Here is a 22,437-nt window from a genome sequence, read left to right as displayed (position 1 = left end):
ACCGTTAGACCTATTGCGCCAATCGACTTTTCGCCGACGGGAAAAGCAGCGACGTATCGCCATAGGAGTAGAAGCGGTAGCCGCTGGCGATCGCATGTGCGTAGGCGGCATGCATGGTATCGAGACCGGAGAAGGCCGATACCAGCATGAACAGCGTCGACTTGGGCAGATGAAAATTGGTCATCAACAGGTCGACGGCGCGAAAGCGGTAGCCGGGCGTTATGAAGATGTCGGTCGCCCCCGCGAACGGTCGAACGAGGCCATCTTCGCCGGCAGCGCTTTCCAAGAGACGCAACGACGTCGTGCCGACGGCGACCACCCTGCCCCCGCGTGCCCGTACTGCATTTAGCGCCTCGGCGGTTTCTGACGAGACATGACCAATCTCGGAATGCATCTTGTGGTCTTCGGTATCGTCCACCTTCATTGGCAGAAAGGTACCGGCGCCGACATGCAGCGTCACGAAATGCCGGCCGATACCGCGCCCATCAAGGCGATCGAAGAGCTCCGGCGTGAAATGAAGCCCGGCGGTCGGCGCGGCGACCGCGCCATTTTCCCGGGCGTAGACAGTCTGGTAGTCGGCTCGGTCGTGCTCATCCTCTGCCCGACGCGCGGCGATATACGGCGGCAGCGGAATGTGACCGACCGTCATGAGCGCTACATCGAGGTCCGGCCCGGCACGATCGAAGGTCAGCGTGATCTCGCCATCCTCGCCTTTCTCCGCCACGACAGCGCCAAGGGGATCGGCTGCCGGATCAATGCCGGAAAACACCACGCGGTCGCCGGCGCGCAGCTTGCGAGCTCCCTTGACGAAGGCACGCCAACGATCCGGGGCCTCGCGCATATGCAGCGTTGCCGAGAAGCGAACTGGCTCGGCGCCATGGCGATCTCGCCGCCCTTCAAGCTGGGCGGGGATCACCTTGGTGTCGTTGAACACCAGCGCGTCTCCCGGTGACAGAAGGTCGGCGAGATCGCTGGCGTGTCTGTCCTCCAAGGCTTGGCCGGGCTTCACCACCAACAGGCGGGACGCGTCGCGCGGAACGGCGGGACGCAGGGCGATACGCTCGGGTGGCAATTCGAAATCGAAGACTGAAACTTGCATTCTTCTGCATAGACATGACCGAGCGTGAAAGGCAACGGCCAACGCCAGCGGCGGCGCCTCAACATGTCCATAGAAGGGAATGCCTTGGTACCGAGGGCCTCAAATCGCCGACGCCGGACGGATCATCCGACCCGCTACGAAGAACGCTCCGGTCCGGTTGATCGGCAAAAATGCTGAGCCGTCTATTCCGCGACGCAGAACCGCAAGGATAACCGGCTAAAAAGGCCGACCTCCCAGGAACTGCGACTAGCGCCGACAGGGTTCATCGGATAAACCGCGAGCCGAAAAGTCCAAAAAACAAGGACCAACCATGCTCGAGTGGTTCCGCAAGCTGCTGCCGCACGAAGAACAGTTCTTCGATCTGTTCGCCCAGCATTCACAGACCGTCGTCACCGCCTCGCACTCGCTGAATGCCCTCCTGTCCGGAGACGACCGCGACGCACGCATCGCCGAGATTGTAGCGCTCGAGGACAAGGCCGATGGCATCACCCGCGAGGTTCTGCTTGCCGTCCGGCGGAGCTTCATCACGCCCTTCGACCGCAACGACATCAAGGACCTGATCCAGTCGATGGACGACACCATCGACACCATGCACCGGGTGGTAAAGACCATCCTGTTGTTCGAGCAGCGTGTCTTCGATCCCGGCATGCGCGACATGGGTCTCGACATCATCCAGGCGGCGAAATTGGTTGCCGAGGCGATACCGTTGCTCAAGAACGTCGGCTCCAACGCACCCCGCTTGACGGCGCTGTCGGAGGAGGTCAGTCGCGTCGAGGGCCATTCGGACTTCCTGCACGACAACGGCCTCAAGGATCTCTACCGTCGCCATGGCACTGGCAACGCCATGAGTTACATCATTGGTAGCCAGATCTATGGCGAGCTAGAAAAGGTACTTGATCGCTTCGAAGATGTTGCCAAGGAAATCAGCGGCATCGTGATCGAGAACGTCTGATGGAGACGCTAGCCCTTCCGCTACTTTTTGGTCTGGTCGGCATCGCCCTGCTGTTCGACTTCCTGAATGGTCTGCATGACGCGGCCAATTCGATCGCGACCATCGTCTCGACACGCGTGCTCAGACCGCAATACGCAGTAATCTGGGCGGCGTTTTTCAACTTCATCGCCTTTCTGTTCTTCGGCCTCAATGTAGCGACGACGCTAGGCAAGGGCATCATCGACCCGGCGATCGTCACGCCGCACGTGGTCTTCGCGGCACTGATGGGGGCCATCGTCTGGAACATCGTCACCTGGGTCGCCGGCATTCCATCGTCATCCTCGCACGCCCTCGTCGGTGGTCTGGTCGGCGCGGGCCTTGCCAAGACGGGCTTCAGCTCCGTCGTCTGGTCGGGCCTGATTAAGACGGCCAGCGCCATCTTCGTGTCTCCGGCCTTGGGTTTCTTTCTGGCGCTGATGCTGGTGCTGGCGGTGTCCTGGACTTTCGTGAAGCGCACGCCGTTTGCCGTCGACAAGACCTTCCGGCACCTGCAGTTCGTCTCCGCGTCGCTCTACTCGCTGGGCCACGGCGGCAACGACGCGCAGAAGACCATGGGCATCATCGCCGTGTTGCTCTACTCGCAGGGTTATCTTGGTGGCGAGTTCTACGTGCCCTTCTGGGTGGTGATCGCCTGCCAATCGGCTATGGCGCTCGGCACGCTGATGGGGGGCTGGCGCATCGTCCACACGATGGGCTCGAAGATCACGCGCCTTAACCCTATGCAAGGCTTCTGCGCCGAGACGGGTGGTGCCATCACCCTGTTCATCGCCACCCATTTCGGCATACCGGTGTCGACCACCCATACGATCACCGGTGCCATCGTCGGCGTCGGTGCAGCGCGGCGTGTTTCAGCGGTCCGCTGGGGGATAGCCGGCAACATCGTCATCGCTTGGATCATCACCATGCCGGCCGGCGCCGCCATCGCTGCCTGCGCCTACTGGCTGGTCGACCTGTTCGTCTGACAGGATCATCGGCGCTCGCGCATGAAAAAGCCCGCGTCGGCACTGGCCGCGCGGGCTTTCCCAATTCAGGCGGAGAGGATCAGGTGGCGTCGGCGGCCACGATGATCGAAACAATCTTGTCGGGATCACGCACCGGCTCGCCGCGCTTGATCTTGTCGACGTTGTCCATGCCCTCAATGACCTTGCCCCAAACGGTATACTGCTTGTCCAGGAAGCGGGCGTCATCGAAGCAGATGAAGAACTGCGAGTTGGCCGAGTTCGGGTTCATGGCGCGGGCCATGGACAGCGTGCCGCGCACGTGCGGCTCGGCATTGAATTCCTGCTTGAGGTCGGGATACTTCGAACCGCCGGTGCCGGTGCCCTGAGGGCAGCCGGTCTGAGCCATGAAGCCCTCGATCACCCGGTGGAAGACGATGCCGTCGTAGAACTTCTCGCGCACCAGCGTCTTGATATGGGCGACATGGTTGGGTGCAAGGTCCGGCCGCATCTCGATGACGACGGTGCCCTTGGTGGTTTCCATGACGAGGGTATTCTCGGGATCCTTGATATCGGCCACGCGGGCCTCCTTTCGGGTCTGTTTTGCCGGCAGTGCTCTTATCACGGTCGGCTGGGAAGTTCGATCGGTCAGTTCGGAGCAGAAGCGAGGCGCGCCTTGACGATTTTGTCCGGGTTGGCCGGCGGCTCGCCACGGTTGATCTTGTCGACCACATCCATGCCGTCGGTGACCTGCCCCCAGACGGTGTACTGACCATCGAGGAAGCTGCCGTCGGCGAACATGATGAAGAATTGCGAGTTGGCGCTATCGGGGTCCTGAGCACGCGCCATGCCGAGGGTGCCGCGCCCGAAGTGCGTCTTCGAGAACTCGGCAGGAATATCCGGCAGATCGGAGCCCCCCATGCCGGTCCCCGTGGGATCGCCTGTCTGGGCCATGAAGCCCTCGATCACCCGATGGAAGATGATGCCATCGTAAAAGTGCTTGCCGACCAGCGCTTTGATCTGAGCGACATGCTTCGGTGCGAGGTCGGGCCTGAGCTCAATGGTCACCTTGCCCTTGCTGGTCTCCAGAATCAGCGTGTTGTCGGGCGACGCGGCCCAGGTACGAGTGGACCAAGCGCCAGTAGCCAGCACAAGGCTGGTGGCGGCGAGCGCCGCGAGAAAGGTCCTGCGGATCACATCGATCTCCCTGTATTGTCGTGGTGGCCGTTCAATGGGCCGAATATCGGGCGCGGAGTTTCTCCGCCACCTGCGGCGGAACAAAGGCGGCGACGTCTCCCCCCAATCGAGCGATCTGCTTGACGAGACTGGAGGCAATGTGCCTCACCGCCGGAGAAGCGCCGAGATAGATGGTGTCGATCTCCGGTGCCATGGCCGCGTTCATACCCGCCATGCCCGACTCGACGTCGAGGTCGGATGCATTGCGAAGGCCACGGATGATGGCGTTGGCGCCATGCTCGCGCGCTGCGTCCACGAGAAGGCCGGCGAAGGCGACAACTTCGATTCGGCCACCGGTGCGGGCGGCGATCGGCGCAACAAGGTCACGCAGCATGGCTTCGCGGTCGGCGGCGTCGAACTCGCCTTTCTTCTCGTGATGGGCACCGACGGCGACAACGAGCCTGTCGAACAGACGGGATGCGCGCTCGATGATGTCGAGATGACCATAGGTGGCCGGGTCGAACGAACCGGCGTAAAGGGCTGTCTTCATGGTCACCTGAATAGCCGTTTCGCCGCCTGTTAACAACTGCGCGCCACGCCGAAGCGGTCGCCGCGCAGCCAAGTCCGTCGGATCTAGGCACTTGGTCGCATTAACCAGTCGTTAAGCATTAACCCCGATGCGTTCAATCGTCAGGAGCGCGTTAACTGCCAGGTAACGATCCCGACCCAAACTCGATCCTTACATTAGGTCTCGCGCAGGAAGGCGGACTGACATGACGAAGCATCGTGTATTGCGTTTGAGGAAGATGGCCCTCGTCATGGCCGGGCTTTCGGCTGCCGTTCTGTCAATCGGCGCGACGGAACCCATCTATCCGGAAGTCGGCCGAGGTGACCAAGTCTCAGATATAGGCCATTGCGCCGTCGAAACGGTCGACGGTCTGAAGGTTTGCGCCAAAGAGGCGCGGACCAACGTGGGCATCACGGTCACCACCGTGGCGGCAGGTCTCACCATTGTAGACTGACGAAGACCATCGAAGAACAGGCGAGGTTCTACCGAGCTTCACCTAAGATGCGGTAAGGGCGCAAGACGTTTGGCCATCGTCTTGCGCCCTGTCTTTTTAAGATTTCCGCGCAGGCGCCAGGATCACTCCTCGGCGCCGTTCTCTTCTCCGATATCGGTGATATGCTCGACCGATACCACCTTCTCGCCCTCAGCCGTATTGAAGATACGGACACCCTTCGAGGCGCGCGAGACGATGCGAATCTGGCCGACCGGCACGCGAATCAACTGACCGCCGTTGGACACCAGCATGATCTGATCAGTGGGCTCCACCGGGAACGCGGCGACCAGCTTGCCAATCTCGTCGAGCTTGCCCTGATCGGTTGCCTTGATGCCCTTGCCGCCGCGGCCTGAGATTCGGAACTCGTAGGACGACGAACGCTTGCCGTAGCCCTGCTCGGTAGCCGTCAGCAGGAACTGCTGAGCCAACATCATCTCGGCATAGCGATCGGGGGAAAGCACATCGATACCGTTGCCTTCTTCCTCGACCTCGTCGGCAACCACATCCTCCACGTCCGCTTCCTCCTCGCCAGCCAACCGCTGCTCGGCCGCCCACTGCTTCTGGAAGGCGGTGCGCTCGGCTGGGCTGGCATCGAAATGCCGAAGGATGGTCATGGAGATCAGTTCGTCACCATCGGCGAGCGAGATGCCACGCACACCGGTGGAATCACGTCCCTTGAAGACGCGCACATCGCCCACGGAGAAGCGGATGCACTGACCGAGCGCCGATACCAGCAGGAAGTCGTCATTTTCCGTGCAAGTCTCGACGCCGACGATGCCATCGGCCTCGTCGTCGAACTTCATGGCGATCTTGCCGTTACGGTTGACCTGCGTGAAGTCGCTCAGCTTATTGCGACGGACGGTGCCGAGGCGGGTGGCGAACACCACATCAAGATCCGACCAGCTCGCCTCGTCCTCCGGCAGTGCCAGAATAGACGTGATGCGCTCGCCATCCTGTAACGGCAGGATGTTTTTGATGAACTTGCCGCGCGATTGCGGCGTGCCGAGCGGCAGCCGCCAGACCTTGAGCTTATAAGCGATGCCGCGCGAAGAGAAGAACAGCACCGGCGCATGCGTCGAGGCAATGAACAGGCGGGTGACGAAATCCTCTTCCTTGGTCGCCATGCCGGAGCGACCCTTGCCGCCACGGTTCTGCGCCCGGTACTGCGACAATTGCACGCGCTTGATGTACCCCTCGTGGGACACCGTGACCACCATATCCTCGCGGGCGATGAGGTCTTCATCCTCCATGTCGCCGTCGGATTCGACGATCTCGGTCCGGCGCGGCGTGGCATAGGCGGTCTTGATCTCGGTCAGCTCGTCGCGGATGATTCCCATCACCCGTTCGCGCGAGGCGAGGATCTCGAGATAACCCTTGATCTCGTCGGCGAGCTGGTTGAGCTCCTCGGAAATCTCGTCCCGGCCGAGCGCGGTGAGGCGCTGCAGGCGGAGGTCGAGGATGGCACGAGCCTGCTCTTCAGAGAGGTTGTAAGTGCCGTCATCGTTCACTTCGTGGCGTGGGTCGTCGATGAGGCGGATCAGCGCCTCGACATCGGCGGCCGGCCAGCGGCGGGTCATCAACTGCTCGCGGGCGGTGCTCGGATCGGGCGCGTTGCGGATGACGGCGATCACCTCGTCGATGTTGGCGACGGCGATGGCGAGACCGACCAAGACATGCGCCCGATCACGCGCCTTGCCGAGCAGGAAGCGCGTGCGCCGCGTCACCACCACCTCACGGAAGGCGATGAAGGCGCTGAGCACTTCCCGGATGTTCATCAGCTGCGGCCGGCCGCCGTTCAGGGCCACCATGTTGACGCCGAACGAGGTCTGCAGCTGCGAGAAGCGATAAAGCTGGTTGAGCACCACGTCGGCAACGGCGTCGCGCTTCAGCTCGATAACGACGCGAATGCCATCGCGCGAGCTTTCGTCGCGAAGATCGGCGATTCCCTCGACGCGCTTCTCGCGAACCAACTCGGCGATCTTCTCGACCATCACCGACTTGTTCACCTGATAGGGAATCTCGGTGACGATCAGCGCCTCGCGATCCTTGCGGATCTGCTCGACGACGACGCGGCTGCGCATGACGACCGACCCGCGGCCGGTCATGAAGGCCTGACGGATACCGGAGCGCCCGAGAATCATGGCGCCCGTCGGGAAATCGGGGCCTGGCAACACCTCCATCAGTTCTTCGATGTCGATGTCAGGATTGTCCATCAGGCGAATGGTGGCATCGACCACTTCGCCGAGGTTGTGCGAGGGAATATTGGTCGCCATGCCCACGGCAATGCCGCCGGAGCCGTTGACCAACAGATTGGGGAAGCGGGCCGGCAGCACCGACGGCTCTCTTTCGGAACCGTCGTAGTTGGGATTGAAGTCGACGGTGTCCTTGTCGAGGTCGTCGGTCAGCGCCTGCGCTACCCTCTCGAGGCGGACCTCGGTGTAACGCATGGCGGCCGCGCTGTCGCCGTCGATGGAGCCGAAGTTGCCCTGCCCGTCGACCACCGGCAGCCGCATCGAGAACGGCTGCGCCATGCGCACCAATGCGTCATAGATCGAGCTGTCGCCATGCGGATGGTACTTACCCATGACGTCGCCGACGATGCGCGCCGACTTGCGATACGGCTTGTTCCAGTCGCAGCCATTCTCGCTCATCGAGTAGAGGATGCGCCGGTGCACCGGCTTCAGGCCGTCGCGGACATCCGGCAGCGCGCGAGACACGATCACGCTCATCGCGTAATCGAGATAGCTGCGCTTCATTTCCTCGATGATCGACACCGCTTTGATGTCGGTCGGCTCTGTACCGTCTGGTGTCTTCGTCTCTTCAGCCAATGACTTCAACTTCCTGAACTACTCCGCCGTTCGGCCGAACGACCTGAAGGCGGCGGGATTGTCTTTCCGGTCTCATCGTCCGATCGGACAACGCACGATTCCACGCGACCGGAACTTCCAGATATGCTTCGTTCTAGCCGATTCTGACATCAGAAGCCATGGACCGGCGCACCCGTCAACAGGCATCGTGCCAAGCAAATTTACCGTTTCACATCAATATATTATTCTGGCTTTTTATTGACGTCGCCCAGCCTTCTGGACAGCGATCCAAAACTTCGCTCGAAAACAAAGCGCCCGTCCTCCATCGAAGGGTGGACGGGCGTCATAAAATGCGATCGCCTCAGCGGAGCTCGGTCACGAACTTTTCCCTGGGACGACGGACCTTTTTGAGGCTCACCAGCCAGTCCTTGTCCGCCTCGCGATAGCCGAGCGGCAGGATAGTAACCGACCTCAGGCCACGCGCCCGGAGACCGAGCAACTCGTCGAGCGCATCGGCGTCAAAGCCCTCCATCGGCGTCGCGTCGACCTCCAGCATCGCCGCCTCGGCGATGGCGAGACCGAAACCGATATAGGCCTGGCGGGCGGCGTGCTCGAAGTTGGTGCGGGCATCGCGCGGCACATAGGCCGTCAGCAGGCGCTGCCGGTAGGCGTTCCAGTTCGTGAGACGCTCGCCGTCGAGTTTCCGCTCGGCCACGACAAAGTCGAAAGCCTCGTTGATACGGTCGGCCGTGTAGGTGTCCCACGCGGCGAAGACGAGGAGATGCGAGGCATCGACCACCTGGGCCTGGCCGCTGGCAATCGGCAGGATCTTTGCTTTGATGTCCTGATTGGTGATGACGAGCAACTCGTAGGGCTGCAAACCGCTCGAGGTCGGAGCAAGACGGGCGGCCTCGATAATCCGCTCAATCTTGTCCTGCGGCACTACGCGAGTCGCGTCGAACTTCTTGGTGGCGTAGCGCCAGTTGAGTTTCTCAAGGAGCATGATGAAAAATCCTGGGTAAGAGACACCCCACGACAAATCCGGCGCTGAGGAAGCGCCGGAAGATCCGCCCGGGAATAACCGCCACACTCATCAGGCATAGCGATATATTTCAATGGCCTCAAAGAGACGTCACCGATAAGTGACCGCGTCTTGGGCTCAGTCCTTTTTGTCGTAGGGGTTCTCGCCGCCCGAACGCATCTCAACGCGGATTGGCGTGCCCGGCATTTCGAAGCTTTCTCGCAGGCCATTGGAAAGATAGCGCATGTAGCTCACCGGCATCGCCTCCGACCGCGAACCGAAAATGATGAACATTGGCGGCCGCGTTTTCGCCTGGGTAATGTAGCGAATCTTCAGGCGCCGGCCGGCGACGGCCGGGGGCGGATGATGCTCGATGAGGCCGGTCAGCCAGCGATTGAGCCGACCGGTGGAGATGCGGGTATTCCAAACGTCATAGGAGCGCACGACTGCCTGCATCAGCTTGTCGAGGCCCTGGCCATTGATGCCGGACAGCGTCACCAATTCGACGCCACGCACCTGCGGCAACAACCGCTCGCATTCCTCGCGCAATTCCTTGAGCTTGGCGGCGCGATCCTCGACGAGATCCCACTTGTTGACGCCGATCACCAGCGCCCTGCCCTCGCGGACGATCAGGTCGACGATATGCAGGTCCTGTTTTTCGAAAGGAATGGTCGCGTCGAGCAGCACCACGACCACTTCGGCGAATTTGATGGCTCGAATAGCATCGGCCACCGACAGCTTTTCCAGCTTCCCCTGCACGCGCGCTTTGCGACGAAGGCCGGCGGTGTCGAACAACTTGACTTCGCGGTCCCGCCACACCCAATCCACAGAGATGGAATCGCGGGTGATGCCAGCCTCGGGCCCGGTGAGTAACCGGTCCTCGCCAACCATACGATTGATCAGCGTCGACTTGCCGGCATTCGGCCGGCCAGTGACGGTGACGCGTAGCGGCCGCTGCGGCTGTGGCTGGACGAGATTGCCATCCTCATCGACGTCGAGGTTGACGACCGCCTCCTCGCTGTCGGGCTCGGCAAAGCCAAGACGCCCTTCGAACGCCTCTCGCAGCGCATCGTAGAGATCGGCCAAGCCTTCGCCGTGCTCAGCAGAAATGGCGATCGCCTCGCCAAGGCCAAGCTCGAAGGCTTCCATCAGGCCGGCATGGACACCGCTGCCCTCCGCCTTGTTGGCGACGAGGATCACGTCCCGATCCATGCGACGGATCACTTCGGAGAAATGCTTGTCGAGCGGCGTGATACCCGAGCGGGCATCATAGATGAACAGAATTGCGTCGGCTTCCCGGATAGCCGTTTCGGTCTGGGCGCGCATGCGGCCTTCGAGCGATTCCGGATTCGCTTCTTCGAGACCGGCGGTGTCGATCACCTGAAAGTTGAGATCGCCGAGCCGGCCACTGCCGACGCGACGGTCGCGTGTCACGCCGGGCGTGTCGTCGACCAGCGCCAGCTTCTTGCCGACGAGGCGGTTGAACAGCGTAGACTTGCCGACATTCGGGCGGCCGACGAGAGCAATGGTCGGTTGCGCAGGCATGGTCGAGACTTCCTTCAATAGACATTGCGGCGCCGGATCACCCGATCCGCCGCCGCCCGTCCGTTTTCTTGTGGCGCCGCGTGTTCAGTTCACGGCGATGAGCGTACCGTCTCCGGCCAGAACCATCATCTTGCCAGAGCTCAGAATAGGCGCGATGGCGCCACTGAAACCAATTTCCGTATTGACGCCGAGCGCGCCGGTAACCGCGTCCACCGAAGCGACACGGCCGTCGTTGGACGAGGCCCACAGCTTGCCGGCCGCCATCACCGGCCCGGCCCACGAGCCTCTACGGCTCGACGAGGGCTTGAGCGGCAGCGTCTGCGACCAAATCACCTTGCCGGTCTTGAGGTCGACGGCGATCATCCGGTTTTCCAGGTCGATCAGGAACAAGCTGCCACCCGAGACGACAGGCGTTTCGGCGCTACCGATCGGCTGCTGCCAGCGGACATCGCCGGTTTTGACATCAAGAGCAACCAGCGAACCACCAATACCGGTCGCGTAGACGGCATCGCCGTGAATCACCGGGCTCGCCGAGGCGTCACGCAGGCCGGTGATCGCCGAAATCGAGCTACCGCCGGTGATCGAGGCCTGCCATTTCGCGGTTCCGGTGGCGAGATCGAACGCCTGGATCTGACCGGTCGAACCGGCGACCACGACTGTGTCGGCGGAAATCGCAGCGCTGCCGGCGCCAGCCAACGATGCCCCTGAAACCTCGGTGGAAGCGCGCCAGCCGGCGGCGCCAGTTGTCGCGTCAAAGGCCTGGACCACACCAGACTGAGCGGTGACGACCACCTTGCCACTACCAACGGCGGGTGCCGAGCGGGCCGGCGCATCGAGCTTCACGCGCCAGACAATAGAGCTGCTGGCAACGTCGATGGCGAGGAGTTCACCATAGCCGGTCGCCGCGTAGACGCGACCGCCCGCCACGGCGAGGCCACCGCCGCCCACGGAGTCGCTCGAGCCCGCCGGGTAGGCGCCGACATGCCAGGTCGCGCCACTGTTGGCCACTTTGAAGCCGGACACGACACCCGAGGCATCATAGACGTAGACGATCCCGTCAGCCGCCACCGGTCGCGCCGAAATGCCACGCCCTTTGCTGGTGGACAGGCCCATCATACCGTTGCCGAAACCGGACTGCCCACCCTTCATCGACCAGTAGTGCACCCCTTGCAGGGCACCGGCGACATTACCGGGATCATTGGTGGCCGTACCGCCGGGCTGCGACCAAGCGGCAAGCGCCGTGGCCGCGCCGATGGTCGCCCGACCATTGGTGATGCCCCGCGTCGGATCCGAAACGGCCAAAATGGAGGTGCGATTACCCTCGGCTACCGGCTTGTCTTTCTTGAAGGGATTAAGCGAAGAAATTGAATCCATCGCCGAATCCGACCCGCAGCTACCGAGCGTCGCAACGACGGCCAGCGCAAGGGCGGCCGAGGAAAGGCGGAGGAGAACTGTCATCCGGCTGCTCCATTTTCGACATCGCCGGCCTCGGAGATTGCGAGGTCACGCAAAATGCGAGCACGGGCGCGCACGTCCGACGGGGTCGCGGGATCGTCGGTCAACTTGCGGGCTTCCTGGCTGACGCTCTTCCAGTCCTCGGCACGAACGGCGGCAAGCGCGATGATCTCGCGCGCGGCATAGCGCCAGGGCGAAATGTCGTTGTTATAGCCGGAAACCCGCGCCTTGATCTGATCGAGGCTTTCCCGATCGACGGCAATCAGCGCGGCGCGGACGGTGGCGAGGTCGCGGAAAGCAGGTTCAACGCCGGAGGCCTTGGAGAGGTCTTCGAAAGCGGCCAGCGCGTTATCGGTCTCGCCCATCGCAGCATGCTCGGAAGCAGCGCGGAACCGAGCCAGAACCTGATATTGCGATGGCGCGCTACCAGCATAGAGCGCCAGCGACTCGGCGAGGCCCTTGTGGTCGCCTGCCTTGGCCGAGGCCAGCACCTGAGAATAGGCATCGCCCGCCGCATTGGCGCGGCTGGTCGACCAATAATCATAGGCACGCCAAGCAGCCGTACCGGCGACGACAATGCCGGCAGCCACATAGAGAACCCAGCCATAACGCTTCCACAGGGTCGTCAGCCGATCACGGCGCAGGTCATCGCCGACTTCGTCGAAAATATCAGACATCTTCTATCCAACTATCGGTCCGCGATCCCGCGGATCACGGCCTATGGGCACGCCTTGCGCCAACCCGAGCCAGCGCTTTTCATTGACGCCGTTTACAGCCTTTTTTGCCACGACGCCACCTCTTCATGCACGCCGCGCGCGCCTCACAGCAACGGCATGCCAATCAGCCAGTCGTGCAGCGCGAACAGCAACGCCGCCCAGACGGCAAGACCGATCGCCACGGCGATCCAGTCGTTGATCGGGGCCGATGGCGATACCGACGATGCCGTCATCGGCCGCGCGATCAGCGAGAACCGGGCCGCCAGCGCCCATACAAAGAAGACGGCGCTGAGTAACACCCCAGCCAGCGTCCCGACGGCCAGCACATGAGCAACCGCCCAAAGCGTCACCGACATCAGCATGGGATGACGAACGAAGCGGCCGATGCGGGTTGGTTTAGGAAAGAACGAGGCAACCAGTAAAGGCAATGCCACCGCCATCAGCACGAAGGCGAAATCGCGAGCCCACGGCGGGGGCTCGAACAGCAGCACCGGATCCTGTCGGGCAAGACCATAGCCGTAGATCGTGAGAACGAGTCCAGCGAGGGAGACAAGCGAATAGATGCCGCGCCAAGGGTTGTAGCCAATGCGGTCGATCGTCGCGCTCCGCACGTTCGGTGCCAGGATGTAAATCGAATGCACACCGATAAAGAGAGCAAGGCCGATGATGAAGATGGACATGCTCGACTCCATGAACGCCCAGAAAAGACCGAACACCTACTGATTGAGAGCTGGTCGAAGCAGCGGTGCCCGCAGTGAAACACCTCCGCCGCCCAATTGCGAAAAATCAGCTAAAAAGCACCCAGTTCGGCAAAGGTCGCGCTGACCATAATCAATTAACGCTTGCGTGCAATAGTGGTCAGCATCTTTACGGGGGATGTCATGTATCGCGTCTTCACCCTGTTGGGATTGTCTTTCTGTTTGGCAACTGGGTCCAACGCCTATGCTGCCACAGCCGGCGATCCAAGCTTTGACAACGTCCCGATGCGCTCCTCGCTGCCGCCGGGAGGACACGCCAGTGAACTGGCGATGACATTGCCGCCTGCCGCGGACATAGCCGAAGCTCTCGGCGCCGGCCCCGCGACGCGACAGGCCCTCGGCCCCCAAGTCATGGTGCGCGTCGACATTTCTTCGCAGACGATGACCGTACTGGTCCATGGCAAGATCGCCTACGTATGGAAGGTATCTACGGCGCGACCCGGCTACGCAACGCCGACCGGCTTCTGGACTCCCTATCGCATGCACGTCATGTGGCACTCGCGGAAATACGACAACGCGCCGATGCCCCACTCCATCTTCTTCCATGAGGGCTTCGCCATCCACGCGACGCCCTACGTAACACGCCTCGGCAAGCCGGCTTCGCATGGCTGCGTTCGCCTGCATCCTGACAACGCCAAGGCGCTGTTCGCTCTCGTCCGGCAGTATGGCCCGTCGACGGTTCGTGTTTCCATCGAGAGGTAGGCAGTCGATCAGGCGCGCACCGGGAAAAGGTTCGAAGCGCGCGACTGCCCATGAGGCTAACGACTCGCCAGCCCCACAGTCGCGGTTCTCTGGCCGCTTCATATGAGCGCTCAAGCGCAACGAGGCCGGCCGCCTCTGGGGCTGGCTTATTGTCGGCGCGGCACACCGCTTCGCCGTGTAAGACCGCCACTTTCCCCAAATAGCAGTTTTATCCATGACAACGGTGTCATAATCCAGAATTCGTCCATGGGAAAACGCGCCCGTGGCGAAAACGATTCAACCCAGGGCCTGACTCACGAGGCGCATCCGGAAAAACGGCCGAGGACCATAAGGGCATTCACGTAGAGATTTTTGAGACCTTCCAAACCATGCCCCTGCCTTCCATAACCGTCTCCCATATTCAAAATTTCTTTCGGTGGGTTTTAGCGGAGGTTTATGCTGCACCGCAACATTGGCTTCATTCTGAGCATATCACCTCAAAAACGCCCTCATCAGCTCTAGATAACGGCAAATCAACGACCATACCCCCGTCTAAAGTCGCATTTCAGCCGCATTCTGCCTTCCGCAAAGTTAACTTTCCCAGCTCCAAATGCTGCCGTGCGAAAACTGCATTCCAGACATGCAGCCCCCCCTCTAGCCCCGCATGGCTCGTTCCCCTAAATGTTTGTGTGTCGAGAGCGAAGCGCAGCAGACGAAAGACTGAAGAGCGCAGCGCCTCACAACCCGAATGGATGAATGAAATGCTGGACACCGTTGTCAACAAGCTCCGTAGCTACCGCAAGTACCAGGAGACTTATCGCGAGCTCTCCCGTCTGAGCACTCGCGAGCTTGCCGACCTGGGCATCTCCCGCGGTGAGATCTCGAACGTCGCCCGCAAGGCTACGCTCTGAGCCAAAGAGATTAGGCTCGCCTGCCGAACTATCCTCCTCCCAGTTCCGCGGCGACCCTGATAGACACCCTGCCGGTTCCTCCTCCCTCCGGCCGGTGTCTTGGAAAGATGGTTCTCCTCCCCCATCTTTCTGTTAGGCGACAATGGTCTACTCCTCCTCCCAGGACCATTTCGCCGGATTTGTGAGTACCGACCTGCCCTTCCTCCTCCCTGGGCATTGTCGGTTTGATCGCAGCAATCCTCCTCCCTTGCTGCGGTCGTCCTGTGATGCACCTCCTCCCGCATCGCAGGTTAGCTGTAGCGGCATACCTCCTCCCATGCCGTCTACAGAAAATTGCAGCGCCCACCGGATCTCCTCCCCCGGTGGGCGTTTGCATTTTGGAGGTATCCCCGGATCAGCGCCCTCAGACCAGCCCTTCCATTATCCGGGAAGGGTCAGGAAAACCGCTGCATGCACGCAGCGGACGTGCTATCCCCCCGCCATGACCCAACAGCCCCTCGCTCCCGTTCATATCGTCGGCGCCGGCCTTGCCGGCTCGGAAGCTGCCTGGCAACTCGTGTCTCGCGGCATCCCCGTCGTCCTCCATGAAATGCGGCCGCATCGCGGTACCGAAGCACACAAGACCGGTGGTTTTGCCGAACTCGTCTGCTCCAACTCCTTCCGCTCCGACGATCACGAGAACAACGCCGTCGGTCTGCTGCACGAGGAAATGCGCCGCGCCGGATCGTTGATCATGAGCTCGGCCGACACCAACAAGGTTCCAGCCGGCGGCGCCCTGGCCGTTGATCGTGAGGCATTTTCGGAGAAGGTCACCGCTACGCTGCGCGCTCATCCGCTGGTCACGGTGGCCGAGGGAGAAATCGACGGCCTGCCGCCTGAGGATTGGGGCGATGTGATCCTCGCCACCGGCCCACTGACCTCGAAGGCGCTCGCCGATGCCATTCGCGCCACCACCGGTGCCGCTTCGCTTGCTTTCTTCGACGCCATCGCGCCAATCGTCCATTTCGACAGCATCGACATGGACAAAGCCTGGTTCCAGTCACGCTATGATAAGCCCGGCCCTGGTGGTACCGGTGCCGACTACATCAACTGCCCGCTGGACCGGGATCAGTACGAAGCCTTCGTCGATGCCCTGATCGCCGGCGACAAGACCGAGTTCAAGGATTTCGAGAAGACACCCTATTTCGATGGCTGCCTGCCAATCGAGGTGATGGCCGAGCGGGGCCGTGAAACGTTGCGCCACGGACCGATGAAGCCGGTAGGCCTCACCAACCCACGAGACCCGATGGTGAAGTCCTGTGCCATTGTTCAGCTCCGTCAGGACAATGCGCTCGGCACGCTCTATAATATGGTCGGTTTCCAGACAAAGCTGAAATACGGCGCCCAAGCCGACATTTTCCGCATGATCCCAGGCCTCGAGAAAGCTGAATTTGCCCGACTCGGCGGCCTTCACCGCAACACCTATCTCGACAGTCCGCGCCTGCTGGATCCGGTGCTCCGTCTCAAGGCGGCGCCGCGCCTCAGATTCGCAGGGCAGGTGACCGGTTGTGAAGGCTATGTTGAATCGGCCTCCATCGGCCTCCTGGCCGGGCGCTTCGCCGCGGCCGAACGGCTTGGCACTGAAGCTGTTCCGCCACCACCAACCACCGCTCTCGGCGCCCTTCTCGGCCATATCACCGGCGGTCACATCTCCGCCGAGACGGAGGGCACCCCACGGTCCTTCCAGCCGATGAACGTCAATTTCGGACTCTTCCCGCCCATCGAGGTGCCACGCGAACCCGGCCAGAGGCTACGCGGTCATGAGAAGACCATCGCAAAGCGGCAAGCAATTTGCCGACGCGCGCTGTCTGATCTCGCCGGGTGGCTCGATTGACAGGCGCGCAATCTGTGTAGTCACCAGGCGGATTCAACTAAAAGAAGTATTTGCTTCGGAAGTAACAATTACAAAAGGAAAATCTGGCTTATAGAGAGATAGCGACTTCTTGCGGAAAGCAAACAATGAGGCCCGGCTGGCTGCCTAAAGATCTGCGTCGCATGAGCGGATGGATCGTCCGGCCCGCCAGTTTGCCGGCGTTGATCGCACTTGTCGCCATCGGGTTGCTCGGCCTGCTCGCTGATTACCAGAATCGTCAAATATTTGAGCAGCATGCCAGGGCGACTGTCGCCGACCGCCTGTCGGTCATTCGGGCGCGTGTCGAGGGCAACGTCAACCGTGATATCCAGATCGGCCGCGGTGTCGTAGCGGCACTGGCGACTCGCCCCGGCTTGGGCGAAATCGAGTTCCGGGCACTTGTCGAGCATCTGTTGGAAACCGGATCCGACCTTCGATTGATCGCCGCCGCTCCGGACATGATCATCCGCTTGGTCTACCCGCTCGCCGGCAACGAAAAGGCTGTTGGTCTCGACTACACAAAAACACCAACTCAGCGGGACGCCGTCATGCGTGCCCGGACCACCGGCCAGCTCGTCATGGCTGGCCCGCTCGAACTGGTGCAGGGCGGCATAGGCCTGGTCGGCCGATTTCCCGTGCAGATCGATCGATCCGATGGGCCTCCAATCTTCTGGGGTATCGTATCGGCAGTGATCGACGTCGATCGCCTCTACGCCAGCAGCGGCATAACCTCCGCCGATTTGGATCTCGACTTGACCATACGCGGGCGCGACGGCAAGGGCGCGACCGGCGAAACTTTCTTGGGGTCGGAGGACGTGCTGGGTCACAATCCGCTGACTACGACGGTCAACATTCCCGGCGGCACCTGGGAATTGGCCGCCACGCCGAAAGGGGGATGGCCCGCACCACCCAACAACATCGTTTTCCGCCTGATGATCGTTTTCATCGGCCTGTTGGTTGTGCTGCCGATCCTCGTTACCAGCCACCTCTATGCCGAACGACGTCGTAATCTCGACAAGCTCAGTGAAGCCAATAGCCTCGCCGAAGCCCGCAATAGTCAACTCGAAGAGGCCAACCGCCGGGCTCGGTATTCGTCTCTGCATGACGATCTGACCGGTTTGCCCAACCGCCGCTATCTGATGGATCATCTCGGCCGGCTGGAGGCCGACATGTCGACCATGTCCACCCGACTGGCGGTCCTTCATATCGATCTCGACCGCTTCAAGCAGGTCAACGATGCCTATGGGCATGCCACGGGCGACCGCCTGCTCCAGCATGCAGCCAACTTGATGCGTGCGGTATTTCGGTCCGATGACATTGTTGCGCGTATCGGCGGCGATGAATTCGTAGCGGTATGCGTTAGCGAGGAACCCGAGACGCTCGCCCGTATGGTGGCGGGGGATTTGATTGCCGGCTTCCGCCACCCGATCGACTTGGGTGACATGAGCTGCCGCAGTGGCGTTTCAATCGGTATCGCCTGCTCTGGTCTCCGCGACAGCCAGCCGTACAAACTTCTGATCGACGCAGACATTGCCCTCTATCGAGCCAAGAAGCTCGGGCGCAATCGCTTCGAGTTTTTCACCAAAGCTCTGGAGGCCGAGGTCGTCAGCACCAAGCATATGGCCGACGATATCCTCACCGGCATTGAAGAAAGGCAGTTTACTGCCCACTACCAGCCGCAATTCGACGCCGTGACGCGCGAGATGGTCGGTCTCGAGGCGTTGATCCGCTGGAATCATCCCACGGAAGGACTTCTGGTACCCGCCCGCTTCCTCAAGGTGGCGGAGGATATCAACGCGCTGCCGATCCTCGATCATCTCGTGTTGGAAACAGCCCTCGCTCATCGTCTGAACTGGATCGCCGCAGGGCTGCGCGTGCCGCGCATCGCGGTCAACGTATCAATGGGTAGGCTGCGCGATGAACGCGTCATCGACATGCTGAAAATGATGCCGATCGAACCGGGCATGTTGTCCTTCGAGCTCACCGAAGCGATTTATCTCGACGACAGGGACGACATTGTCTCGGATAATATCCGCTCGCTCAAAGATCTGGGTATCGAGATCGAGATCGATGATTTCGGCACCGGCTACGCCTCGATCGTCAGCCTGATGCGGCTGCAGCCGAGCCGCCTCAAGATCGCCCACCAACTCACGTCCGCCGTTTCGTCCTCCTTTGCCCAGCGCCAGCTCATTCGCGCGATCGTTGAGATCGGGCGAACAAAAGGCATCGGAGTCGTTGCCGAAGGCGTAGAAACCATGGAACAGGCCGACATTCTGGCCGATCTCGGCTGCCAAACGCTGCAGGGCTATGCCCTTGGGCGACCGGTCGACGCAAATGCGCTGGCGCATCTGATGCTCCATCAAAGGGATCCGCTCGGCGCGGGCCGGACAGACGGTCTGCTTGCCGCCGAAGGCGATCAGAGCTAAGGAAGGGTTCGGTCGGCAGTTCACCGAGGCGTCGCTGTCCCCCAGGGGAAGCTAAACCTGCCCATTCTTTCCGAAAGTCGACGGACACTCGTCCCGTGCCCCGTTGCAAGCCAGCGACCAGCGACAATCAGCAATGATCGGCACGCTCGAGGATAAAGCATGTCCAGAGACATCCTACCCTTCATGGCGCCAGACCTGTCGGCTCTCGCAAAAGCGCTCGGTCGAGAACTCGGCCTGATCGAAGGCAAACCCGGCCACGTACAGCTTCTCAATATGCTGGCGCGCACCGTCGGCTACCGCAATTTCCAGCATCTCCGCGCCGCGTCGATGGCGCAAACGCGCCTCGCCGAGCCACCGTCCCCGCCCGAGCCAATCGACTATGCGCTCGTCGAGCGGGTAGCCGGTCATTTCGACGCCGATGGCCGCCTCCTGCGCTGGCCATCGCGCTATGGCCACCAGCGTCTGGCGCTCTGGGTACTTTGGTCGCGCCTCGATGCGGGAGCCATCTACAACGAGTTCAGCATCAGCCTGGTCATCCGCGACAATCATCTGTTCGGCGATCATGCGCTGATCCGACGCGCGATGATTGATGTCGGCCTAGTTGTCCGTACGACCGATGGCCGCGAGTATCGGCGCGTCGAGCGGAAGCCCCCTGGCGAAGCCCTGGCGCTGATCCGCCGCGTGGCGATCAGCATCGCCGCCTGACGCGACCGAGCGGCCGAAAGAGATTCAGGTCTTTCGCGCCGCGTAGAGCCGCTCGATGACGAGATCGAAATAGCCATCGGCATCGATCTCGGTCAGCACCAGCGCGTTCTTCGATCGGTTGGTCACCGAATGCCAGTCGACCACGGTCATACCCCGCGTCAGCTCATCGCAGGAGATCTCGACGTTGACGAGGCGTCCCTTGAATAACTCCGGTTTCAGGAGATAGGCAGTGACGGTTGGGTCGTGCAACGGCCCGCCGTCCATGCCCCAGGCCTTTTCGTCGAAGCGCTTGTTCCACTCGAGCAGATGGTAGAAGGCTTCCATATGCGGCCCACCCATGGCACGCAGCTTGTCGAGCCGGGGCTTCTTGGTGAGCGCTGCATGGGTGCAGTCGAGCGGAATCATGACAATCGGCGCGCCACACTCGAACACCCTCTTGGCCGCCTCGGGATCGACGTAGATGTTGTATTCGGCGGCCGGGGTGACGTTGCCCCCCTCCGAACGCGCGCCACCCATCAGCACGATAGCTTCGAGACGCTGAGCGAGGCGCGGCTCCCTTGCCATGGCAAGAGCAATATTGGTGAGCGGCGCCAGGCAGCACAGCGTCACCGTCTTCTCCGGTCGCGACATCACGAGTTCGACGATCTTGTCGGGCGCAAAGCCGTCCGCCGCCGTCGCCACCGGATCGGGCAGATCGTAGCCCTCGAAACCGGTCGCTCCGTGCACATATTCCGCCGTCTCAAGAACGCGCACAATCGGGCCGGCAGCGCCGGCGTAGACCGGCACATCAGCCGCCCGCTCCACCAGTTCCAGCGCTTTGAGCGCGTTGCGGGTGGTGTGATAGAGCGGCACATTGCCGCCCACCGTGGTGATTGCCAGAAGCTCCAAGTCGTCGGGCGAGCCGAGAGCCATCAGGAAGGCGACGGCATCGTCGGGCGACGGATCGGTATCGATGATGATGGACTTGGCCATGAAGGACTCCGGGAACGCCTGCCCCCGCAGCCTTATCCGTTCAAGTACTTAGAGGCAACGGCCAAATCATCCGGCATGGCTGGCCTGCCAAAACCCGGGATCAGTCGGAAACGAACAGCTTGCCGTTGGCGAGCCCCAGCAACGTCGCCAACACCACCACCAGAACCAGAAGCGTGGTGATGGAAAGCTGCGCCCAAAGCAACCAGTCGGCGAAGGGGAAGGGATAAGCGCGCACCAGAGTGAACAGAGCCACGGTAAAAGCCGCCGCCGGGAAGGTGTAGCTCCACCAGGACAGCGCCAGCGGTGCCTTAAGGAAGCGCGGCAGAATCGTGAGGAATATCGCGGCGAGGAAAGACGCATAGCCGAACAGCGCCAAGGCCGGCCAATCCACCTTGCCTTGGAGGGCCACCAGAGACAGGAAGGCAACAGACGGCGGCGCCAGGAAGAGCACCAGCGTCGGCTTCAGTTTTTCCGGGAAGGCCGGGCCAGCGGCGATGCGCTGGAACAACAGCGGCTGCACGGTTACCCAGAAGATCAAGCCGATACCAAACAGGAGCCATGAGGGCATGACTAGGCCGAGGCGAACCCCGAACACCGGCGCCAGAAGCATGCCGACCAGTGGGATCAGCGTCGGCGGCATCAGCGACATCGGGTCATTGCGTGGCGTCAGCATCAGACCACGTACGGTGAACAGCGCCACCAGGAGATGGAGCGCCACGGCGACTACCCATGCCCAGAACGCGGCAACCGGCTGAGTGGGGATCAGCAAGGCCGAGATCATCATCAGGCCAATGGTGAAGGCGCCGGCAAAGGCGGCGCGCGCCGGATGGCTGAGGTCGGCGAACAAGGCGCGCGGATGGCGGATCTCTCGCCAGATATGGAGAAGGGTCAGCAGTACCCAGACCAGCGCAGCCACTGAAAGCAGCGCCTCACCGGGAAAAGACGGCACCCCGAAGTAGGCCGTTGCCTCGCGCCAGGCCAGACCGAGGCCGCCGATCCCCATCGGTGCCGAGAACAGCGGAAAAGGCAGGTGAGCCGTGCGGCTCGGCCGCGCGGGCGCGGCCTTCGGCTGCGCTTCGTCGCGATCGGTTCTGCTGGCGGTCGCCATGTCGTCCTCCTCGTGCAGGCGGGAACTTCCGCGACACGCTCCTAGTTTCCCACAGGGAGGCTAAGGCTCCGTAAAGCCTAAACGGTTGAACTTGGCCTTAAGGCGCAGCCGGCTGCCCTTGCCAAGCTGCACCAAGGCACCAGTATGAAGGAAGCGCCGACAAGCAGTCCGGCCGT

Annotated in this window: 20 protein-coding genes and 1 pseudogene; 9 read left to right on the top strand and 12 right to left on the bottom strand. The window is 61.7% G+C overall.

Translation table 11 applies throughout. From position 1 onward, the window contains the following. Positions 1 to 10: 10 nt before the first annotated feature. Positions 11 to 1,099, bottom strand: coding sequence for a tRNA preQ1(34) S-adenosylmethionine ribosyltransferase-isomerase QueA (queA, locus tag AB6N07_RS14855; RefSeq protein ID WP_370673860.1), 1,089 nt, complete (start codon positions 1,097 to 1,099; stop codon positions 11 to 13). Positions 1,100 to 1,409: 310 nt separating this feature from the next. On the opposite strand from queA, the gene AB6N07_RS14850 reads away from it, so the two are divergent. Together AB6N07_RS14850 and AB6N07_RS14845 are read left to right on the top strand one after the other, a co-directional pair. Next, positions 1,410 to 2,051: a DUF47 domain-containing protein gene (locus AB6N07_RS14850; RefSeq protein WP_370673858.1), complete on the top strand. Its 642-nt coding sequence runs from the start codon at positions 1,410 to 1,412 to the stop codon at positions 2,049 to 2,051. Continuing rightward, positions 2,051 to 3,052, top strand: coding sequence for an anion permease (locus AB6N07_RS14845; RefSeq protein ID WP_370673857.1), 1,002 nt, complete (start codon positions 2,051 to 2,053; stop codon positions 3,050 to 3,052). Before AB6N07_RS14850 ends, AB6N07_RS14845 begins: the two co-directional genes overlap by 1 nt. A gap of 79 nt (positions 3,053 to 3,131) precedes the next feature. Here the strand turns inward: AB6N07_RS14845 and AB6N07_RS14840 are convergent, their stop codons facing one another. The 3 genes from AB6N07_RS14840 to coaD all read right to left on the bottom strand — a co-directional run bounded on the left by AB6N07_RS14840 (position 3,132) and on the right by coaD (position 4,754). Next, positions 3,132 to 3,599 (bottom strand): peptidylprolyl isomerase, encoded by a 468-nt coding sequence (locus AB6N07_RS14840; protein WP_370678246.1) that lies wholly within the window; start codon positions 3,597 to 3,599, stop codon positions 3,132 to 3,134. Positions 3,600 to 3,676: 77 nt separating this feature from the next. Beyond that, positions 3,677 to 4,180 carry a peptidylprolyl isomerase gene (locus tag AB6N07_RS14835; RefSeq protein ID WP_370678245.1) on the bottom strand — a complete coding sequence of 168 codons (504 nt, stop codon included), beginning with the start codon at positions 4,178 to 4,180 and terminating at the stop codon, positions 3,677 to 3,679. A gap of 76 nt (positions 4,181 to 4,256) precedes the next feature. Next, complete coding sequence (gene coaD / locus AB6N07_RS14830) at positions 4,257 to 4,754, bottom strand: pantetheine-phosphate adenylyltransferase (RefSeq protein ID WP_370673856.1); 498 nt, start codon at positions 4,752 to 4,754, stop codon at positions 4,257 to 4,259. Between the two features lie 223 nt (positions 4,755 to 4,977). Here coaD and AB6N07_RS14825 point away from each other — a divergent pair, with 223 nt between their 5' ends. Continuing rightward, positions 4,978 to 5,226 carry a hypothetical protein gene (locus tag AB6N07_RS14825; protein WP_370673855.1) on the top strand — a complete coding sequence of 83 codons (249 nt, stop codon included), beginning with the start codon at positions 4,978 to 4,980 and terminating at the stop codon, positions 5,224 to 5,226. Between the two features lie 122 nt (positions 5,227 to 5,348). Here the strand turns inward: AB6N07_RS14825 and gyrA are convergent, their stop codons facing one another. From gyrA to AB6N07_RS14795, 6 genes are all read right to left on the bottom strand, one after another. Beyond that, on the bottom strand, positions 5,349 to 8,021 hold the full coding sequence (gyrA, locus tag AB6N07_RS14820) for a DNA gyrase subunit A (protein ID WP_370678244.1): 2,673 nt from the start codon (positions 8,019 to 8,021) through the stop codon (positions 5,349 to 5,351). A gap of 412 nt (positions 8,022 to 8,433) precedes the next feature. Then, positions 8,434 to 9,075, bottom strand: coding sequence for an NAD(P)H-dependent oxidoreductase (locus tag AB6N07_RS14815; protein ID WP_370673854.1), 642 nt, complete (start codon positions 9,073 to 9,075; stop codon positions 8,434 to 8,436). A 156-nt stretch (positions 9,076 to 9,231) separates the two neighbouring features. Further along, entirely contained in the window at positions 9,232 to 10,638 is a 1,407-nt protein-coding gene (gene der, locus AB6N07_RS14810) for a ribosome biogenesis GTPase Der (RefSeq protein WP_370673853.1), read from the bottom strand. Between the two features lie 84 nt (positions 10,639 to 10,722). After that, entirely contained in the window at positions 10,723 to 12,096 is a 1,374-nt protein-coding gene (locus tag AB6N07_RS14805) for a PQQ-binding-like beta-propeller repeat protein (RefSeq protein ID WP_370673852.1), read from the bottom strand. Beyond that, positions 12,093 to 12,770 (bottom strand): tetratricopeptide repeat protein, encoded by a 678-nt coding sequence (locus tag AB6N07_RS14800; RefSeq protein WP_370673851.1) that lies wholly within the window; start codon positions 12,768 to 12,770, stop codon positions 12,093 to 12,095. The genes AB6N07_RS14805 and AB6N07_RS14800 overlap by 4 nt, the downstream gene beginning before the upstream one ends. 143 nt (positions 12,771 to 12,913) lie before the next feature. Then, positions 12,914 to 13,489: an NnrU family protein gene (locus AB6N07_RS14795; RefSeq protein ID WP_370673850.1), complete on the bottom strand. Its 576-nt coding sequence runs from the start codon at positions 13,487 to 13,489 to the stop codon at positions 12,914 to 12,916. A gap of 201 nt (positions 13,490 to 13,690) precedes the next feature. Between AB6N07_RS14795 and AB6N07_RS14790 the strand changes: the two genes are divergently transcribed. From AB6N07_RS14790 to AB6N07_RS14765, 6 genes and pseudogenes are all read left to right on the top strand, one after another. Next, the gene (locus AB6N07_RS14790) at positions 13,691 to 14,269 is read left to right on the top strand and encodes a L,D-transpeptidase (RefSeq protein WP_370673849.1); all 579 of its coding nucleotides are present in this window, start codon (positions 13,691 to 13,693) and stop codon (positions 14,267 to 14,269) included. Between the two features lie 740 nt (positions 14,270 to 15,009). Next, positions 15,010 to 15,159 carry a DUF1127 domain-containing protein gene (locus tag AB6N07_RS14785; protein ID WP_084633142.1) on the top strand — a complete coding sequence of 50 codons (150 nt, stop codon included), beginning with the start codon at positions 15,010 to 15,012 and terminating at the stop codon, positions 15,157 to 15,159. Positions 15,160 to 15,640: 481 nt separating this feature from the next. Beyond that, positions 15,641 to 17,032 carry a methylenetetrahydrofolate--tRNA-(uracil(54)-C(5))-methyltransferase (FADH(2)-oxidizing) TrmFO gene (gene trmFO, locus AB6N07_RS14780; protein WP_370673848.1) on the top strand — a complete coding sequence of 464 codons (1,392 nt, stop codon included), beginning with the start codon at positions 15,641 to 15,643 and terminating at the stop codon, positions 17,030 to 17,032. Between the two features lie 125 nt (positions 17,033 to 17,157). Further along, positions 17,158 to 17,784 (top strand): annotated as a pseudogene (locus tag AB6N07_RS14775) (CHASE domain-containing protein); the annotation flags it as partial. A 138-nt stretch (positions 17,785 to 17,922) separates the two neighbouring features. Then, positions 17,923 to 19,476 carry a putative bifunctional diguanylate cyclase/phosphodiesterase gene (locus AB6N07_RS14770; protein WP_370678243.1) on the top strand — a complete coding sequence of 518 codons (1,554 nt, stop codon included), beginning with the start codon at positions 17,923 to 17,925 and terminating at the stop codon, positions 19,474 to 19,476. Positions 19,477 to 19,635: 159 nt separating this feature from the next. Then, positions 19,636 to 20,181, top strand: coding sequence for a DUF2087 domain-containing protein (locus tag AB6N07_RS14765; RefSeq protein WP_370673847.1), 546 nt, complete (start codon positions 19,636 to 19,638; stop codon positions 20,179 to 20,181). A 24-nt stretch (positions 20,182 to 20,205) separates the two neighbouring features. Here the strand turns inward: AB6N07_RS14765 and AB6N07_RS14760 are convergent, their stop codons facing one another. Next, positions 20,206 to 21,153: a nucleoside hydrolase gene (locus AB6N07_RS14760; protein WP_370673846.1), complete on the bottom strand. Its 948-nt coding sequence runs from the start codon at positions 21,151 to 21,153 to the stop codon at positions 20,206 to 20,208. A 100-nt stretch (positions 21,154 to 21,253) separates the two neighbouring features. Then, the gene (locus AB6N07_RS14755; RefSeq protein ID WP_370673845.1) at positions 21,254 to 22,261 is read right to left on the bottom strand and encodes an SLAC1 anion channel family protein; all 1,008 of its coding nucleotides are present in this window, start codon (positions 22,259 to 22,261) and stop codon (positions 21,254 to 21,256) included. Positions 22,262 to 22,437: the final 176 nt, after the last annotated feature.

Origin of the sequence: Pleomorphomonas sp. PLEO (assembly GCF_041320595.1) — a bacterium.
Lineage (GTDB): Bacteria > Pseudomonadota > Alphaproteobacteria > Rhizobiales > Pleomorphomonadaceae > Pleomorphomonas.
This window is presented reverse-complemented; position numbering and strand designations above follow the sequence as displayed.

Coding starts and splice junctions, on each gene's coding strand:
- queA (WP_370673860.1), bottom strand. CDS start 1,099: ATGCAAGTTTCAGTCTTCGATTTCGAATTGCCACCCGAGCGTATCGCC.
- AB6N07_RS14850 (WP_370673858.1), top strand. CDS start 1,410: ATGCTCGAGTGGTTCCGCAAGCTGCTGCCGCACGAAGAACAGTTCTTC.
- AB6N07_RS14845 (WP_370673857.1), top strand. CDS start 2,051: ATGGAGACGCTAGCCCTTCCGCTACTTTTTGGTCTGGTCGGCATCGCC.
- coaD (WP_370673856.1), bottom strand. CDS start 4,754: ATGAAGACAGCCCTTTACGCCGGTTCGTTCGACCCGGCCACCTATGGT.
- AB6N07_RS14825 (WP_370673855.1), top strand. CDS start 4,978: ATGACGAAGCATCGTGTATTGCGTTTGAGGAAGATGGCCCTCGTCATG.
- gyrA (WP_370678244.1), bottom strand. CDS start 8,021: ATGAAGCGCAGCTATCTCGATTACGCGATGAGCGTGATCGTGTCTCGC.
- AB6N07_RS14815 (WP_370673854.1), bottom strand. CDS start 9,075: ATGCTCCTTGAGAAACTCAACTGGCGCTACGCCACCAAGAAGTTCGAC.
- der (WP_370673853.1), bottom strand. CDS start 10,638: ATGCCTGCGCAACCGACCATTGCTCTCGTCGGCCGCCCGAATGTCGGC.
- AB6N07_RS14805 (WP_370673852.1), bottom strand. CDS start 12,096: ATGACAGTTCTCCTCCGCCTTTCCTCGGCCGCCCTTGCGCTGGCCGTC.
- AB6N07_RS14800 (WP_370673851.1), bottom strand. CDS start 12,770: ATGTCTGATATTTTCGACGAAGTCGGCGATGACCTGCGCCGTGATCGG.
- AB6N07_RS14795 (WP_370673850.1), bottom strand. CDS start 13,489: ATGTCCATCTTCATCATCGGCCTTGCTCTCTTTATCGGTGTGCATTCG.
- AB6N07_RS14790 (WP_370673849.1), top strand. CDS start 13,691: ATGTATCGCGTCTTCACCCTGTTGGGATTGTCTTTCTGTTTGGCAACT.
- AB6N07_RS14785 (WP_084633142.1), top strand. CDS start 15,010: ATGCTGGACACCGTTGTCAACAAGCTCCGTAGCTACCGCAAGTACCAG.
- trmFO (WP_370673848.1), top strand. CDS start 15,641: ATGACCCAACAGCCCCTCGCTCCCGTTCATATCGTCGGCGCCGGCCTT.
- AB6N07_RS14765 (WP_370673847.1), top strand. CDS start 19,636: ATGTCCAGAGACATCCTACCCTTCATGGCGCCAGACCTGTCGGCTCTC.
- AB6N07_RS14760 (WP_370673846.1), bottom strand. CDS start 21,153: ATGGCCAAGTCCATCATCATCGATACCGATCCGTCGCCCGACGATGCC.
- AB6N07_RS14755 (WP_370673845.1), bottom strand. CDS start 22,261: ATGGCGACCGCCAGCAGAACCGATCGCGACGAAGCGCAGCCGAAGGCC.